The organism is Ferviditalea candida, assembly GCF_035282765.1.
Taxonomy (GTDB): domain Bacteria; phylum Bacillota; class Bacilli; order Paenibacillales; family KCTC-25726; genus Ferviditalea; species Ferviditalea candida.
Window position 1 is genome coordinate 40,421 of sequence record NZ_JAYJLD010000015.1, and the last position, 16,996, is coordinate 57,416.

General features: G+C 50.2%; 17 protein-coding genes. 3 read left to right on the forward strand and 14 right to left on the reverse strand.

Features of this window, described 5'->3' with window-relative positions:
• Positions 1–36 precede the first annotated feature (36 nt).
• Positions 37–228, reverse strand: a complete 192-nt coding sequence (locus VF724_RS11535) for a hypothetical protein (protein WP_371754396.1) — start codon at positions 226–228, stop codon at positions 37–39.
• Between the two features lie 438 nt (positions 229–666).
• Between VF724_RS11535 and VF724_RS11540 the strand changes: the two genes are divergently transcribed.
• Entirely contained in the window at positions 667–1,947 is a 1,281-nt protein-coding gene (locus tag VF724_RS11540; protein WP_371754397.1) for a BaiN/RdsA family NAD(P)/FAD-dependent oxidoreductase, read from the forward strand.
• A 9-nt stretch (positions 1,948–1,956) separates the two neighbouring features.
• On the opposite strand, the gene VF724_RS11545 is transcribed toward VF724_RS11540, so the two are convergent.
• Complete coding sequence (locus VF724_RS11545) at positions 1,957–2,226, reverse strand: hypothetical protein (protein WP_371754398.1); 270 nt, start codon at positions 2,224–2,226, stop codon at positions 1,957–1,959.
• 496 nt (positions 2,227–2,722) lie between these two features.
• Entirely contained in the window at positions 2,723–3,034 is a 312-nt protein-coding gene (locus VF724_RS11550) for a hypothetical protein (RefSeq protein WP_371754399.1), read from the reverse strand.
• Positions 3,035–3,320: 286 nt separating this feature from the next.
• Between VF724_RS11550 and VF724_RS11555 the strand changes: the two genes are divergently transcribed.
• The gene (locus VF724_RS11555) at positions 3,321–3,470 is read left to right on the forward strand and encodes a hypothetical protein (protein WP_371754400.1); all 150 of its coding nucleotides are present in this window, start codon (positions 3,321–3,323) and stop codon (positions 3,468–3,470) included.
• 170 nt (positions 3,471–3,640) lie between these two features.
• Here the strand turns inward: VF724_RS11555 and VF724_RS11560 are convergent, their stop codons facing one another.
• From VF724_RS11560 to gap, 9 genes are all read right to left on the reverse strand, one after another.
• Entirely contained in the window at positions 3,641–3,928 is a 288-nt protein-coding gene (locus VF724_RS11560) for a ferredoxin family protein (RefSeq protein WP_371754401.1), read from the reverse strand.
• Positions 3,925–5,235 (reverse strand): FAD-dependent oxidoreductase, encoded by a 1,311-nt coding sequence (locus VF724_RS11565; protein ID WP_371754402.1) that lies wholly within the window; start codon positions 5,233–5,235, stop codon positions 3,925–3,927. Before VF724_RS11565 ends, VF724_RS11560 begins: the two co-directional genes overlap by 4 nt.
• 41 nt (positions 5,236–5,276) lie before the next feature.
• Entirely contained in the window at positions 5,277–6,374 is a 1,098-nt protein-coding gene (locus VF724_RS11570) for an electron transfer flavoprotein subunit alpha/FixB family protein (protein WP_371754403.1), read from the reverse strand.
• Between the two features lie 23 nt (positions 6,375–6,397).
• Positions 6,398–7,234, reverse strand: a complete 837-nt coding sequence (locus tag VF724_RS11575) for an electron transfer flavoprotein subunit beta/FixA family protein (RefSeq protein WP_371754404.1) — start codon at positions 7,232–7,234, stop codon at positions 6,398–6,400.
• Between the two features lie 283 nt (positions 7,235–7,517).
• The gene (locus VF724_RS11580; RefSeq protein WP_371754405.1) at positions 7,518–8,318 is read right to left on the reverse strand and encodes a pyruvate, water dikinase regulatory protein; all 801 of its coding nucleotides are present in this window, start codon (positions 8,316–8,318) and stop codon (positions 7,518–7,520) included.
• A gap of 56 nt (positions 8,319–8,374) precedes the next feature.
• Positions 8,375–9,025: a helix-turn-helix transcriptional regulator gene (locus tag VF724_RS11585; protein ID WP_371754444.1), complete on the reverse strand. Its 651-nt coding sequence runs from the start codon at positions 9,023–9,025 to the stop codon at positions 8,375–8,377.
• Between the two features lie 129 nt (positions 9,026–9,154).
• Positions 9,155–11,848, reverse strand: a complete 2,694-nt coding sequence (gene ppdK, locus VF724_RS11590; protein WP_371754406.1) for a pyruvate, phosphate dikinase — start codon at positions 11,846–11,848, stop codon at positions 9,155–9,157.
• Positions 11,841–12,008 (reverse strand): GapA-binding peptide SR1P, encoded by a 168-nt coding sequence (locus VF724_RS11595; RefSeq protein ID WP_371754407.1) that lies wholly within the window; start codon positions 12,006–12,008, stop codon positions 11,841–11,843. The genes ppdK and VF724_RS11595 overlap by 8 nt, the downstream gene beginning before the upstream one ends.
• Complete coding sequence (gene gap, locus VF724_RS11600) at positions 11,987–13,033, reverse strand: type I glyceraldehyde-3-phosphate dehydrogenase (RefSeq protein WP_371754408.1); 1,047 nt, start codon at positions 13,031–13,033, stop codon at positions 11,987–11,989. Before gap ends, VF724_RS11595 begins: the two co-directional genes overlap by 22 nt.
• 124 nt (positions 13,034–13,157) lie before the next feature.
• Here gap and glpX point away from each other — a divergent pair, with 124 nt between their 5' ends.
• Entirely contained in the window at positions 13,158–14,126 is a 969-nt protein-coding gene (glpX, locus tag VF724_RS11605) for a class II fructose-bisphosphatase (protein ID WP_371754409.1), read from the forward strand.
• Positions 14,127–14,206: 80 nt separating this feature from the next.
• Here glpX and VF724_RS11610 read toward each other — a convergent pair whose 3' ends face one another.
• Complete coding sequence (locus tag VF724_RS11610) at positions 14,207–15,934, reverse strand: bifunctional diguanylate cyclase/phosphohydrolase (RefSeq protein WP_371754410.1); 1,728 nt, start codon at positions 15,932–15,934, stop codon at positions 14,207–14,209.
• 371 nt (positions 15,935–16,305) lie between these two features.
• Positions 16,306–16,890: a DUF5317 domain-containing protein gene (locus VF724_RS11615; RefSeq protein ID WP_371754411.1), complete on the reverse strand. Its 585-nt coding sequence runs from the start codon at positions 16,888–16,890 to the stop codon at positions 16,306–16,308.
• Positions 16,891–16,996: the final 106 nt, after the last annotated feature.

The following is a 16,996-nucleotide window of genomic DNA, read 5'->3' on the forward strand; positions in this document are numbered from 1 at the left end:
TTCCTCCTCGTTAGTCATTATTCAACATACATGTATTCAAATGGAAGGACGATTAGGTCCCTTCAGCTTTTTGCCGCCGTCTCCGTCCATGCCCGCTCCGGTTTCTGTACTGCGATCCGCACCCTTTCCGGCCTCCATCCCGGTGAAACGTTCCGCTTCCATCCTCTCTTCTGTCCCAATCAAGCGTTCCGCTTCCATCGTCTCTTGCGCCCCGGTGAAATGATCCACTGCCGTCCCCTCCGGCGTTTTTGCCGCTAATTTCCTGTTGACCTCGCTTTGCCTTTCCTGTTCAATCGATGCATTCTTCTCAAACCAAAGGTCTCCGACAATTTATCCGCCCCTTTCCATGGCTATTATGCCTCAATCTTCCGGGGACCAATCATGCCGCTGAAATTGGCTCGCCTTATAGACCGCCCTCACCACTACAGATAACGGATGAACTGGACACTAATATTGTCGAATCTAAGGGGAACCAGAGGATCTTTTGATGTTATCATAGGGCAAGCTGAAGGAGGATGGGTGAAAAAGTCTTACGGTGGAAGAACGCGGCCGGAAATTGCACAATTCTTCTTCCGATTTGATAAAACCGATGGTTAGGATTAAGATACAGAATAAGCAATTGCCTGATTTGCTAAACTTCCCTGCAATCGGAGGTCAACGATTTTCATGAGAACAAACTACGATGTCATCATCATCGGCGGGGGACCGTCCGGCTTGATGGCCGCCATTGCCTCAAGCAAACACGGGGCGCGGACGCTGCTCGTTGACAAGGGAAAGCATCTGGGTCGAAAGCTGGGGATTTCCGGGGGCGGCAGATGCAACGTAACCAACAACAAGGAGCTTGACGAGCTGATCCGGAACATTCCCGGGAACGGACGTTTTTTGTACAGCTCGCTGGCCAATTTCAGCAATAAGGATATCATCGCTTTTTTTGAAGGCATGGGCATCCCTCTGAAAGAAGAAGACCGGGGCAGAATGTTCCCCGTATCCGATAAAGCCAAAACCGTGGTCGATGCGCTGATTGCCAAAGTTCGTATGCAGGGTGTGGAGATTCGGGTCAACCATCCGGTGGAAAAGGTGCTGTATCGGGAAGGAACAACTGAGGGCATCCGTTTAAAAAATGGGGAAACGATTCCCGGACATTGTGTCGTTGTGGCCGTCGGCGGCAAGTCCGTTCCGCATACGGGTTCTGAAGGTGATGGTTATATTTGGGCAGAGGAAGCTGGACATACCATAACGGAGCTGTATCCGACGGAAGTGCCGTTGACCTCCAATGAGGCGTTCATTCGGAACAGACAGCTTCAAGGCCTGTCTCTGCGAAGCATCGTCATTTCCGTCCTGAATCCGAAGGGAAAGACAATCATCGAACACGAGGGCGACATGATCTTCACGCATTTCGGGTTATCCGGGCCCGCGGCCCTTCGGTGCAGCCAGTTTGTCGTTAAAGCGCTGAAGCAGTTCAATGTCAAATCGATTCCCGTCCACATCGATCTGTTCCCGGATAAATCCGCCGAAGAAATCCAAGCGGAAACCTTGAAGCTGGCAAAGGACGAACCGAAAAAAGCCGTCAAAAATGTGCTGAAAGGTTATTTGCAGGAACGCATGATCCCGCTCATTCTGGAAAAATCGGGCTTGCGCGAGGACCTTACCTATGACAACATCCCGAGAGAGCCGTGGACGAACATGGCTTCCTTATTAAAGGCCTTTCCTGTCGAGGTCAACGGCACCCTGCCGCTTGAAGAGGCTTTTGTTACCGGAGGCGGGATCCATCTGAAGGAAATCAATCCGAAAACGATGGAGTCCAAAAAAATGAAGGGCTTGTTCTTTTGCGGTGAAATTCTGGACGTGCATGGATATACGGGGGGATATAATATCACCGCCGCTTTTTCCACTGGCTATACGGCCGGCTCAAGTGCGGCCGCAGCGGCTGGACACCATATCCCCTGAGGGCATCTGTCATTGGTACATCTGCTCTTTTTCCGCCTCAAGTCTAATAAATTCATATTCTCTGCCTTGCATCATGTCCACCAGCTCGTCATGCCGGTTTGCGGCATCCCGTAAAGTGTTGTATTCGTCCCTGGAGACAAAAGGGTACATCCGCACATCTCCGGAATGGTAATGAACAAACAGTTCATTCGAATAAACATCATAAACGACCAATGCAATTTGCCTGGAATTGACCGGGACCATGTGAAACACGGATTTTTTCTTTTTTACGGTAGACATGATCACCACCTCCTTGATCGTTTTTCACTTCATTGGCTGCGGTTTTTTCTTTCGATCCTCCTTTCACTTCAACCGGGATAAATAGATTGCATCTATCCCTTTGTCTCTATCATAAACTCGGGCAAACCGATCATCTGTATGGTATATCACAAATCGATTGATTTTTTTGAATCTGTAACAAAACGTCCATTTAATGTGTTTATATTTGCAGAATGAATAAATAGGTCGACAAAAAAGAGGGATGAATTTGCAAAGAACCATGCTTTTTTTCTGGAGCTCCTGAGAATCATCATAATACTGTTCATTGGGTTCTAAAATCATCATCATTGCTTCGCTCATTACTCTGGTTCTGCCCCTCTTTTAGCCGTCTCCTGTCTAACTGAAGCGGAAGAATTAAAGAAGGGACGATTAATGCAACCATCCCTTCATAAAGGAAGACTGCTTTGCCGTTCCGCCACAAAATGATATCCGAACCGGGCCAAAGCCCCTCATCCCCCTATTCATGCGCATAGCCGGCCGGCCAGTCTTCATTCACGGTATGCGCGGGGATGCGAATGCCTTCCATACCGTATGCCGTATCGAGCATCGCCCCGACATCCATTTTACTCGTTTCGAGCAGTGTTCCCCCATGCGCCTGGGCGATTTCAAGCGCAGAGGTCAGATCATTATTCTCCACATGAATATGCAGGCTAGGCTTGTCCGCAAGCTCTTGGAGGACCGGTTCATAGCCGAGATCCTTCAGCGTTTCGAAAGCCATCTCGGCCTCGCGGGAATCGTCAAACTGGAACAATATCGCCGACTGATCCATCTGGGTTCCGACTTCCTTCCATGTCATTTTTTAGTTATAGGGTGTCCCGATGGGATTCCCGGTATGCATCCAGCGGGCCTGCTTATTTTCTTTCTCCTGCGAACAGTTGCTATTTGTTCCTAGTCCAGCAGTGGAAGGCCCAAACGATTCCCATGAAGATCAAATATCCGGCAAACGTGTAAATATGACGCCAATCGCTGCTGTGAACGAACCAACCGAGGGTTTCGGAAATCCGTTCGACGAGCGTCATGAATAATAATCGAAATACGCCATCGTCCGGGTTGCATTGTCCAAATTCACCTGCATGCCTTGGACAACGACGTATCCCACAGGCGCAGGCTTGCCCGGAGGATTTTATTTTCATTATCCCGGCTACCGTTACTCTTGGCCGCTGCTGGCGTTGGCCCATTACAAAAATAAGTATCTGGACAAGTGAAAAAACGCCGGAGGGCGGCGTTGAACGGAAATAATATATTGATGCGGGGAAGCAGAGCATGGGAAGATGCCGTATAAGCGACTTTGGCTTTGAGTCTTTACCTTCCGAAGTCAATTTATTAAAAACTCAAAACAACGGAGCTTGGAGGCACTTCCCATACACAGCAACTATCATCCTAATTTATAGGTAATCCCATAGCCGCCCTTGGGATATACCCATTCGATATTATCGGACGGACAGGCAATCCTGCAGGTTCCGCATTCAATGCAATTCTCGTAGGCCACGTGGGTGATCTTTTCTTTTTTATCCCATTCATACACGTCCGCCGGACAGAAAAAATTGCAGTCCTTGGTCGCGCACTTCATGCAGTTATCCGTCTCTTTGATCAGCAAATGGGACTTGTCGTCGCATTTGTAGCGGATCAAAAACAGTTTATCCGATATTCCTGTTTGGCTCATCCGTTCATCGACCTCCATCCTTTATAGCCCAATTTCAGCAGGTTCATCGAGCCGCCTGCCGCCTCCTTGATCAGCCTGACCGCCGTTTTCTGCTTCTCCGCCTTGGGCACGCCGTCCACGAGGAAAAATTGGTAGGCCGCTTCGTTTGCCGCATGAGGCAGCTTGCTGAACAGCAGCTCGGGATTAATCTCCTTGAGCATCGCATGCATCCCGCGGTATTTTTTCAGATCCTTGTGAATGAACGATCCCTGGACCTTCTCATCGTACAGCTTCAGCGCGGCAGCGGAAGTGTCCCCCTTCAGCTTGGCTTCAATGATCGCTTCCGCGGCGAACTGTCCGGACGCCATGGCCAGATTGGTTCCTTCCCTGTGGACAAAATTGACCAGCTGGGCCGCGTCGCCGCAGACGACCCAACCGTTGCCGGACAGCGGCGGAATGGAATCAAAGCCGCCTTCAGGAATCAGGTGCCCGGAATATTCCTTCGTTTCTCCGCCTTGAATCAGCTTGCGGATCATCGGATGCTGCTTCAACGAATTCAGCAGCTCGTAAGGCTTGATTCGTTTATCCCGCAAATGATTGACCATGACCCCAATCCCGAGGGACAACGTATCCTGATTCGTATACAGGAACCCCATCCCGGCCATGCCGAGCGAGGTTTCACCCATAAATTCGATCGTGACGCCCTCATCGCCCTCCACATTGAACCGATCTTCGATTTTTTCCTTAGGCAGTTGGATTACTTCCTTGACCGCCAAAGACACCTCATCCGGTCTCCATTCCCTGTGAATGCCCATTTGCTTGCCCAGCAGGGAATTGACACCGTCGGCAATGACCACGACATCGGCGTACAAATCCCCATCGTCACGGTCGGTGCGGACGCCGACCACACGGTCTCCCTCTTTGATCACTTCGAGCGCCACGGTTTCAAAAACCGGAATCGCCCCAGCCTCGACGGCCTTATTGGCATACCATTGATCGAACTTTACACGCAGACCGGTAAAGCAATTGGGCGGTTCTTTATAAGCCTCATTCCGATGGCTGAAGGAGACAAGCGATTCCTTGCCCATCATCCAAAGCCTCTGCTCGACGATTTGACGTTCCACTGGAGCATTCCGCTCTTTCCAGAAGTCAGGAACATATTGCTCAATTTGTTTTCTGTATAAAACGCCGCCGAACAGGTTTTTGGCTCCGGGGAATTCTCCCCGCTCCAGCAGCACGACACTCAATCCCGCACGGGCCATGAGAAGCGCCGCCGTTGCTCCAGCCGGGCCGCCCCCGACGACTACTGCATCGAATTTTTCATTCAAGATGATCCGCTCCTTCTTCTTTAATTACGCATTGCCGCCGCTTATGCGTTTACCGGATGGGCAGCGCTGCCGCTCTGCGGCTGTTCGATCCCGAACATGCCTTTTTTCTTCTTCACCGCTTCGGTTATGGCAGGAACGATCTTGAACAAATCGCCTGTGATCCCGTAATGGGCAAATTGAAAAATCGGTGCTTCCGGATCCTTGTTGACCGCCACGACCAGATCGGAATTGCTCATGCCTACCGTATGCTGCACCGCGCCGGAGATACCGATCGCAAAATAAAGCTTCGGACGTACGGTATGGCCGGTCTGCCCGACCTGGTGGTCATGCGAAATCCAGCCCGCATCGACCGCTGCGCGGCTGGCGCCGACTTCGCCGCCCAAGGCGTCGGCCAGTTCCTTCAGCATGGCGAACGGCTCGGGCCCGCCCAGACCGCGGCCGCCGGCCACGATCACTTCCGCTTCCTCGAGATTGACCTTGCCGCTTTCGCTGATGAAGTCAAGCACCTTGGCGGCAATTTCCTCCTCATGCATGAGGTTGTCAATGCGAATAATTTCCGCTTGCCTGCCGTCGTCCCTGGGCAGCGCCTGGAACACTCCCGCACGGGCCGTCGCCATCTGCGGACGGTACTGCTTGCAGAGAATGGTCGCCATCATTTTCTCGGAAAATGCCGGACGGCTGGCCATGAGCAGCCGGGAAGGATGCGGCTCCACATCCAATTGGGTGGTATCCGCCGTCAGTCCGGTCGGAAGGTGGGTGGCAATCGCTCCGGCCAAATCCCGGCCGGTTCCCGTTGCGCCAAACAGCACGATCTCCGGTTTGATATCGTGAATCAACTTCAGACAAATTCGGCTGTACGGACGGGTTCTGTATTCTTTCAATTCTTCCGCTTCACAAAGATAAACCTTATCGGCTCCATAGCCAACGGCTTCCTTTGCCAGATGCTCCACTTTGTCTCCCATCACAAGCGCCATCAGGGGCGCCTCCAATTTATCGGCCAGTTCCCGGCCCTTCCCCAACAACTGCCAAGAGACTTTCTTGGCCTCTCCTCCCCGCTGCTCCACTACAATAAGCACCCCGCGGTAAGCTGACCAATCGGGCATTTGCACATCCATTTGTTCTGCTTGCTCTGCTGACATTGTCTATTCCTCCCTTTTGCGGATTAGGACGACCAGCCGAAGCGCTCAGGCAGTTCCGTTTCCCATAATTTTGCCGCGAGCTGTTCGGCAATGGCTTCCGCCGTATCGCCTTCAATTTTTACACCCTCAACCTTCTTCACTTCCGGCACCCATGTTTTGGAAACGATCGTCGGCGAGCCCTTCAAACCGATCCGGCTTCGATCCAAATCCGGGAAATCCGCCGTCGTCCACACGATCGGCTTATAACGCGCCGCCCGGATCATCCCCGGAAGAGAGGCCCGGCGCACTTTGTTCAATTCCTTCAAAGCAGTGATCAGAACCGGCATGGAGGTTTCCACCACTTCAACCCCATCCTCCAGCAGACGCTTTACGGTTACCTTGCGGGCAACGGGATCTACACGCTCCACCCCGCTGACATAGGTCAACTGCTCCGTGTCAAGCCTGCAGGCGATGCCCGGGCCTACCTGACCCGTGTCTCCGTCCAATGTCTGTTTTCCGCAGAAGATCATGTCCACGGTTCCCCACTGCTGTTCAATTTTCTCTATGGCCTTGGCCAGCACGTAAGACGTTGCGAGCGTATCCGCTCCGGCAAAGCCACGGTCTGTGACCAGAACACCCTCGTCCGCGCCAAGTGAAACGCACTCTTTCAAACTTTTTTCCGCCGGCGGAGGTCCCATTGTGACTACGGTAACTTTGGCGCCGTGTTCATCTTTGATCCGAAGCGCTTCCTCCAGACCGTGCAGATCGTAAAAATTGACAATGCTCGGCACTCCTTGGCGAATCAGGGTGTTCGTCTTCGGATCGATGCGAATCTCCCTGCTGTCAGGCACCTGTTTGATACAGACAACGATGTGAAGCATAAACCAGTCCTCCTTGGAAAGATAAGTATTGTGAAAAAAAACACTTACTTGGCAGCGTTTCCAGCGTCATTTTGTTTGAAGAGGCAATTCCTTTGCCGAGTGAAAACCGGACAGCCTGCTTGCTTGTGAAAAAAGTTACTTAATCAGCCGAACTTCGCCGCCGCTTCCTTCTACATTGTATTACAAATTCGGAATAATCGAAACATTTTTTTATAAATTTCATAAAAATTAATGATAAAAACCATGACCCCCTTATCCGGGAGGTCATGGCCCTGGTTTCATCTTACAGATATTCCATTATGATGCCGGCGGTTTCTTCGATTGCTCTGTCGGTCACATTAATCACCGGACAACCGACTTTCTTCATGACCGCTTCCGCATATTCCAATTCTTCATTGATTCTTTGCAGGGTGGCATATTTGGCGCCTGTCGGCAGACCGACGGTTTTCAGCCGGGCCTGCCGGATTTTCAGCAGCTGCTCGGCATCCATCGACAGTCCGATTTTTTTGACGGCCCGTGATTCATAAAGCTCCTGCGGAACCTTCACTTCCGGGACAAGCGGAAAATTGGCTACCTTATACCCTTTGTGGGCCAAAAAGATGCTGAGCGGCGTCTTCGAGGTCCGCGATACGCCAAGGAGGATGATATGGGCCTGGAGCATGGCATGCGTGTCCCTTCCGTCATCGCACTTAACGGCAAACTCTATCGCTTCGACGCGCCTGAAGTAATCTTCGTTCATTTCGTGAAGAAGCCCCGGCTTGCGTTTCGGCGAGTCGTTGAACGTATCGATGTAAGCCTGCATCATCGGTCCCATGATATCGACGGCCCTGACACCGAGACGAATCGACTCTTCCTTCATCATTTCCCTGAGTTCTGGCTGGACAAGCGTGTACGCGACAAATCCGCCGTTCTGCGACGCCTCCTCGAGGATCGTTTTGACCTCGTCTTCATACTTGATATGTCCGATCCTTTTCGTCTTGACCTGACTGCCGTCAAATTGGCGAATGGTCGCCCGAACCACTGCTTCCGCCGTTTCACCCACCGAATCGGAACATATATATATGATTTGTTGTTGCTCAGCCAATCTCCATTTCCTCCTTGGGTCCAATGATGTTCCTTTCCTTGCAGGTCCGCTCCAACTCAATATTCCGCATGAAAGGCATAATCCACAAGCACCTTGACCATCGTGGTTTTCGTAATTCTGCCGACCACTTCCATTTTATCGCTTCCGTGCTGGCCGTCAACCTTTTGAACCACCGGAAAGCTGTCGACCTGATGGGACAGCATCTTGCGTCCCGCATCCAGCACCGTATCCTCCGGCGTCACAGTGATGATATTCGGCTGCCGGGTCATGACCAGACTAATCGGCATCGTTCCCGCTGCCGGATTGCCCAACGTCACCTTCAGCAAATCCTTGCGGGAAACAACCCCGAGAAGCAGCCCTTCGGCATCGGTGACGATCAGGCTTCCAACATTCTCCAGAAACAGCGTCACCACCGCATCATGTACGGTAGTCGTCTCCCTGACGATGACCGGCATGGCCTGAACGTCCTTGACTTTCAGATCCGACAGCAGATGGGACGATTTCCCTTCTTCGGAGATGACTTTCCCTGGAAAATATCCGACCTTGGGCTTTGCATCCAAATAACCCAACATGACAAGTATCGATAAGTCCGAGCGTATCGTCGGGCGGCTTAATCCTAATAAATCGGCAATTTGTTCGCCGGTAATGGGGGCATTGCCCTTCACGAGCTGAACAATTTCCGTCTGACGGGCGGATAATACGATGATCCCTCACTCCCTTACGGCAAAATGAACGGATATTGTCGAAATAAGGTTATGATTCTGTTATCATACCGCAAAACGGATGCATACGCCAGACCCTCTTGAGGCCTGTCGGACGCACCCGTTTGCAGACTCCTAGGATGTCGTCGCGACCTTATTTCGACCGTTTGCGGCTGTGCTTGCGGATCCGAATTCCAATTGCGCCTGAGCCGCTGCAATGCGGGCAAGCGGTACACGGTAAGGCGAGCAGCTCACGTAATCGAGTCCCGTCTTGTGGCAGAAGAAAATGGACTGTTTATCGCCTCCGTGCTCTCCGCATACTCCGGTCTTCAGTTCAGGCTTCACCGAACGGCCTTGCTTTACCGCCCAATCGATCAGCATGCCGACTCCATCCTCGTCCAGCACCTGAAACGGATTGGTCGAAAGCAGCTCATCCTCCAAATAATGGGTCAAAAACTTTCCTTCCGCGTCATCGCGGCTGTATCCAAACGTCATTTGCGTCAAATCGTTAGTTCCGAAAGAGAAGAAGTCGGCGTGTTGGGCAATTTTGGAAGCCGTCAACGCGGCCCTAGGCACCTCGATCATCGTGCCAATTTTATAGGGAATTGCCTCTTTCTCCTCGCCAAGCACCTCTTCCGCTTTGCGTTCAACCAATTCGCGCATCAATTTCAGTTCCTTCTCGTGTCCGACCAGCGGAATCATGATTTCCGGCAGCACCTCGATGCCCTCGCCGCGGCAGGTCAAAATCGCGCGGAAAATCGCCTCCGCCTGCATTTCGTAGATTTCGGGGAACAAGATACCCAGCCTGCAGCCGCGCTGACCCAGCATCGGGTTAAATTCATGCAGATTCCGAACCTTGCGGAGCAGCTGCTCCACGCGCTCCAGTTCCTTGACCGTTTCCTCGGTTTTCTGCGCATATTTCAATTCCACGGATTGTTGGATCAATTCTTCCATATCCGGCAAAAATTCATGCAGCGGCGGGTCCAGCAGCCGAATGGTTACCGGCAGTCCGTTCATGGCCCGGAAAATCCCTTCAAAATCGCCCTGCTGAAAAGGAAGCAGCTTATTTAATGCGATTCGGCGCTCATCCAATGTATCCGACAGGATCATTTCCTGCACAACAGAAAGCCGGTCCGCTCCGAAAAACATGTGCTCCGTGCGGCACAATCCGATGCCTTCCGCGCCAAATTCCCTGGCTTTGGCCGAATCCTCGGGGTTATCGGCGTTCGTGAAAATTTTCAGTTTGCGAATCGAATCCGCCCAAGCCAGCAGTTCGGAAAGCTCCTCCGAAATCTCCGGGTCCTTGAGCGACACCTCTCCGCGAATCACTCTTCCGCTCGCTCCGTCGATCGAAATCCAATCGCCCTCGCGAATCATTTGTCCGTCAACGGTAAACAACCCCGATTGAATGCGAATGTCTTCGCAGCCGCATACGCAAGGCTTGCCCATGCCTCTGGCGACCACGGCGGCATGGCTGGTCATTCCGCCCCGGCTTGTCAAAACGCCTTCCGCCGCAAGCACGCCGTGTATGTCTTCAGGAGTCGTTTCCATGCTGACCAGAATCACTCGCTTGCCGGAGCGTCCCCATTCCTCTGCGGTATCGGCGTCGAACACGACCTGCCCCGTCGCCGCCCCCGGTGACGCCGGAAGACCTGTAGCCAATACTTCCAGAGCCGCTTCCGTATCAATCGCCCGATGCAGCAGCTGGTCAAGATGACTGACCTCTATGCGCCGTATGGCTTCTCCGGGTGTGAGCACATTTTCGCGCACCAAATCTACGGCAATTTTCATTGCCGCCTGGGCCGTTCTTTTTCCGTTGCGTGTCTGTAAGATGAACAAACGACCTTTTTCCACCGTAAATTCGATATCCTGCATGTCTTTGTAGTGCTGTTCCAAACGCTGAGCCGTTGCCAGCAGCTGAGCGTATACCTCCGGCATTTCCATCTCCAGCTGCCTGATCGGCATCGGTGTTCTTACGCCGGAGACAACATCTTCTCCCTGGGCATTGATCAAATACTCGCCGAACAGCGACTTTTCACCCGTAGACGGATTTCTGGTAAAAACAACGCCTGTCCCGCTGTCATTGCCCAAGTTGCCGAAAACCATAGATTGAATATTTACCGCCGTACCCTGATGGTCCGGGATTTGATGCACCTTGCGGTACACTTTCGCGCGCTGGTTGTTCCAGGAACGAAAAACCGCTTCTACGGCCAAATTCAATTGGACATAGACGTCCTGCGGGAATTCTCTTCTCGTTTTTTCAAGGATCAGCGATTTGTATTGGCCGATCAGCTCCCGCCACTGTTCTTCTGAAACATCGCGGTCCTGCTCCAATCCATACTTTTCTTTCAGGCTGTGCAGCAGATTTTCGAAATAAATCCCTTCGACTCCAAACACGACGTTCCCAAACATCTGAATCAGCCTGCGGTAGCTGTCAAAGGCGAACTTGGCATTTTCCGTCGATTGCGCCAATCCCTGCACGGTTTTATCGTTCAACCCGAGATTCAGGATGGTATCCATCATGCCCGGCATCGAATTCACCGAACCGGAGCGGACGGAAACGAGGAGCGGACGATCCGGATTGCCGAATTCCTGCCTTTTTTTCTGCTCCAGCAGCCTAACGGCTTGTTTAATTTCATTAAATATTTCATCCGTTAATTGTCCGCCCTTTTCATAAAACTCGCGGCACGCATCTGTCGTCACGGTGAAGCCCGGAGGAACGGGCAGTCCCGCATTGGTCATCTCGGCCAAATTGGCTCCTTTTCCTCCCAATAGTTCCCGCATCCCGGCATTTCCTTCTTGGAAATGATATACCCGCTGGTTATTCACAGTCGAATTCCCCCTTTTTCGCTTCACCTTGCCGACACTCTTCTTTTTTGCATATGCCGTAGTAAACCGTCACTTTCTCAGTATCCACCGAATCGATAATTTCATTGCAGGTTTTGCACACGATCAAACCCATTTCGGTTACACTCCGACTTCGCACCATTCCCCTTCACTCCTTTGCTGGCGTTTCGAATGAACCATGCCGGCCAAATCGACCACCCTGCAAGCGTACCCCCATTCATTGTCATACCAAGCCAGCACTTTTACCTGGTTTCCGAAAGCCATCAGCGACAATCCGTCCACAATCGCCGATTTATCGTTACCCACGTAGTCGGAGGAAACCAAAGGCTCTTCATTAAATTCCACATAAGGCGCAAAGCTACCCTCGGAGGCTTTGCGAAACGCCTCTTTGAGCCGCTCGACGGTAACCGGTTCAGCCACTTCCGCAGTCAGATCGATCAGGGAAACATCAGGAGTCGGCACACGAAGCGACATCCCCTGTACGACCGGAGCCAGATGCGGCAGGACGTCCACCAGCGCCTCACGGACGCCTGTGGAAGTGGGGATGATCGAATTCACACAAGCCCGAGCCCTTCTTAAATCTTTGTGCGGATTATCCAGATGCCTTTGATCATTGGTGTAAGCGTGAACCGTCGTCATCCAGCCCTGACGGACCTTAAAAGCGTCATCCAAAATTTTCAGCACCGGAGAAAGACAGTTGGTGGTGCAGGAAGCTGCGGAAATCAGCTTGTGTTTCTCGGGATCATAAAGATGATCGTTTACTCCCATGACAACCGTCAGATCCATTTTTTTACCCGGAGCCGAAATGATGACATTCTCCGCTCCCCCTTTAAGATGCAACCCGGCTCCATCACGGTTGTTGAATTTCCCCGTGGCGTCGATAACCGTCTTTACTCCGTATGCCGCCCAAGGAATCTGTGCGGGATCCCTCTCATAAATCATTTTGATTATATGGCCGTTGATGATAAGTTGATCTTCTTCTGCCTGAATATCGGCTTTCCAGGTTCCATGAACGGTGTCATATTTCAACAGATGTGCAATGGTAGCGGCCGGATATGTTGAATTCACGGCTTTGACTGTCGCTGCAGTTGCCTCCGAATCGAACATTTTTCTCAAAACAAGTCTGCCTATTCTTCCCATTCCACTAATCCCAATGTACGCTTCCATTAGAAACCTCCCGAATGATTGCTTTTACTTACAACATATCATATTATTAAAATAGATACAATATTTAATGTGTCATATTTATTCAATATGACACATTATTTAATCCGTGGGGGAGGAATCGGCTTTGGAACGTGAATTGGCATTGGAAGTTGTCCGTGTAACCGAACTGGCGGCGCTCGCATCGGCAAGATGGATGGGCAGGGGCGACAAATACAGTGCGGATCAAGCGGCAACCGTTGCCATGCGCAGCATGTTCGACTCGGTGTCAATCAAAGGAACGGTTGTCATCGGTGAAGGAGAAATGGATGAGGCGCCGATGCTCTATATCGGAGAACAGGTCGGCAATCAGGACGGACCCGAGGTTGACGTTGCCGTCGATCCTCTGGAGGGTACGGAACTGGTCGTCAAAGGATTGAGCAATGCCCTCTCGGTCTTGGCGATCGCCAAAAAAGGGAACCTGCTTCACGCGCCGGACATGTATATGGATAAATTGGCATGCGGGCCGGATTTGGCTGGAAAATTAAGCTTGGACGATCCGCTGGAATTGACTCTGCAAAAAGCTTCGAAGCATCTCAATAAAAGCTTGTCGGACTTGACGGTAACCATTCTCGATCGCGAGCGGCATGACCATCTTGTGCATACGTTGCGATCCCTGGGCGTACGCATCAAATTCATCAGCGCCGGCGATGTTGCCGGCGCCATGGCTCCCGCTTTCCCGGAAACCGGCATCGACCTGTATATCGGTATCGGAGGGGCACCGGAGGGCGTGCTTGCCGCTGCGGCGCTGTCTTGTCTGGGCGGAGAGCTTCAGGGACGTCTTCTGCCGGCAAACGATGAGGAGTTTGACCGATGCGTCAAGATGGGCCTGGATGATCCGCGCAAACTCCTGACCATGCATGATATGGTCGGAGAGGAAGACGTCATATTCGCGGCGTCCGGCATCACACCCGGATCTTTCCTTGACGGTGTGAAATATTTATCGGGTCAGCGCGCGGAAACCCATTCGCTCGTCATGCGGTCGAAAACCAGGACGATCCGGTTCATCAAGACGCTTCACTACTTGCCGAACAAGCCGTTCTCAAGCATTATATAAACCGCTCAAGTGATGCGGAAGACCGTCAGGGAATCACCTGACGGTCTTTCTCCATCCAACCGGAACCATATGTCTTCCAATCAGATTTCCTGCGCGGTCTTCAATTCGGAATTCAAGATATTTCGTTTCCAATAAAATTTGTCCATAATCATTTCGATAAACGGCTCCACGATCTCCGGATCAAATTGCGTTCCGGAATGCATGCGAATTTCAGAAAATGCTTCATCGAATGATTTTGTCTTTTGGTAAGGCCTTTCCGTAGTCATGGCATCGAAGGAATCGATTACCGTGAGAATCCTCGCCAGCTTTGGAATCTCGTTGCTGTGCAAGCCATGCGGATATCCCATTCCGTCATATCGTTCGTGATGAAGCTCAATGAGCGGAATCAAATGCTTCAGCCTTTGGTTCGTGGATGCGATCTCCTTGCCCCAAAGCACATGCTTCTTTACGATCTCCCATTCTTCGGAGGTGAGCTTGCCCTTCTTATTGAGAATATCGCGCGGGATTTCCAGCTTCCCAATATCATGGAACAATGCGCCCAGAGTAAGCATTTTCCTTTCATAATCGTTCAGACCGATTTTTTCGCTCATCTCTACGGCATATTCAAAAACGCGTTTGCTGTGCTGGTAGGTATACACGTCCTTGGATAAAAAGATCTTCAGCTGATGCTCGATCTCGCTGATTTCGCGCTCAATGTCGAAGGTTTTCTGCACAACGCTTTGGTCATCATAGATGTGAACCAGGTTTTTGCCCTGAGCTTTAGCGAAATACAAGGCTTGATCGGCCATGTCGACAAATTGCGACTTATCGTAAATCCCCGTCTTCAAGCCAATGATTCCGGCTGAGAATGAGATGCATCCATGCGGAAATACTTCGACCCCTTCAAAGAACGTATCGTTCAATTTCTTTCTCAGTCTGTTGACGAATGAAAACGCCTCGGCCTCCGAGCTATTCGGATGCAAAATCGTAAATTCTTCCCCCCCATATCTAGCGGCGAATAATCCGTTGGTTTCGCATTCCTCCTTGATCAATGCTCCAAAAAATTCAAGCAGACGGTCACCTTTCAAATGCCCGTAAGCATCGTTATACTTCTTGAAATCATCGATATCCATAATCGTCAAACTGAGCGGCTGCTGCAGTTCCTTGGATTTGGTCAATTCCTGCTCCATTACCGTCTCAAAATAACCATGGTTATACAGCCCCGTTCGTTGATCCCTTATCGCCTTCTCCGATACTTCCTTGTACAGGGCAAACAACTGCTTAAAGGCAATCGACAATAAGATCGTCACCAGCAATAAAAGAATGAGTCCGTATATTTGATACGTGGTGATCATAATGGTCAAAATCAACGACAACAGAAGCGTGCTGACATATCCCGAAATCGTTTCTTTAATGATGCCCTTATAGACGTTCATCAAATTGCCTTTTATGGTTATCAAATAATACAAGCCGATAATAAATACGTTCAATAGAAAATATGCGCTCAAGGACAAGACATAAGCGTGAATTTGATGGAAATCCATCGGACCCGGAACTCCGCCGGAAAGTTGATATATATAACTGGCTCCGATGATCATCATATTGTATATCGCAAAATTGGAGACATGCTTCCATAAGGCAATCTTTCTGGCCAGCAGCGCGTATACAATTGAACTGTATAAAAGCAAAGTTAACGTATAATGCAGTCCAAACACAAAAATGCTCGCCAAATACACGGAGGAATCCATAGAAAGATAGTTTCCTTCAGGAGGGAGCTGAAAAATATAATAGTTCAAAATGACGATGGCAAGAACCAATGATATTCCCATAAACCATTCATCATTAAAAGTAACTGATTCCCTTTGAGAAATAAAAATACTCAAATATGAAGCAGTGCCCACTGCGCAAACGGCCAGAAGATACCGGTTTTCGGTTTTCTGAAATATTCTCAATAAATTTCTGACTGTCAAATCATTCATATATGTCTTCAACCTTTCGATAAAAAACCTCTGCCGAGGCTAATCCGATGATGAGCGATCACGCAAGAAAAAAGGAAGAAGTTTATTCAACTTCTCCCTTTTTTTTCTATCAACCGCCAAATTTAAATCCGGAAGTTAATGCTACGATGACTGAACCGACGATCAGAAGGTTGTAAATCAAATTGCTGATTTTGATTCCTTCGAATTTGTTTTTCATGGTTTCACCTCCCCATAGAGTCTACATAGGAAGAATTTATGTGTGTTTTGTCGGTAACCATTAAAAATTGAATATAGATAAAGATTCCAATATTCATGATGATGTCGCCGATGCTGATCACCTGAGGCCCTAAATAAGGCCGATTGTATGCGATTACATCGCCAAGAAACCCGAGCAAGGTCGAATCGCTCATGGCCGCATGTTTCGCATATAATCCTCCGGTTAATTCTTGTATGTAAGAAGGATCCAACACCTTTGCGGCAACGTCCACGGAAACGGGCATTCTCCCTCCGTTCACGGCCATCGCCAAAAAATTCAGGAATACCCCTGCAAGAATCCACATAAATCCCGAAGATGCTCGATTCAACCATAAGAAAATCAAACCGACGATATACACCAGCATGAAAGAATATGAGCTGAATCGCGCGATCAGATCGCTTGATTGCTGAAAATAAAATACACCGATTTGAAAAATCAGCAGCAGCGGAAAAACCCATCCGTATTTCAATTCGATCCGGGCCAGCCCCTTGAGGCTTCCTTTTCGAATAAGTCCCAGAATAAGGGACAAAATAATGCCGTCATAAACCATGTGTTGAATTATTCTCCATTGATTATATTTTATTCCATTAAATAAGTTTCTAAGAGATATTCTACATATCCCCTCAAGTTCCTTCTCATTAAATGTTAAAAAATTT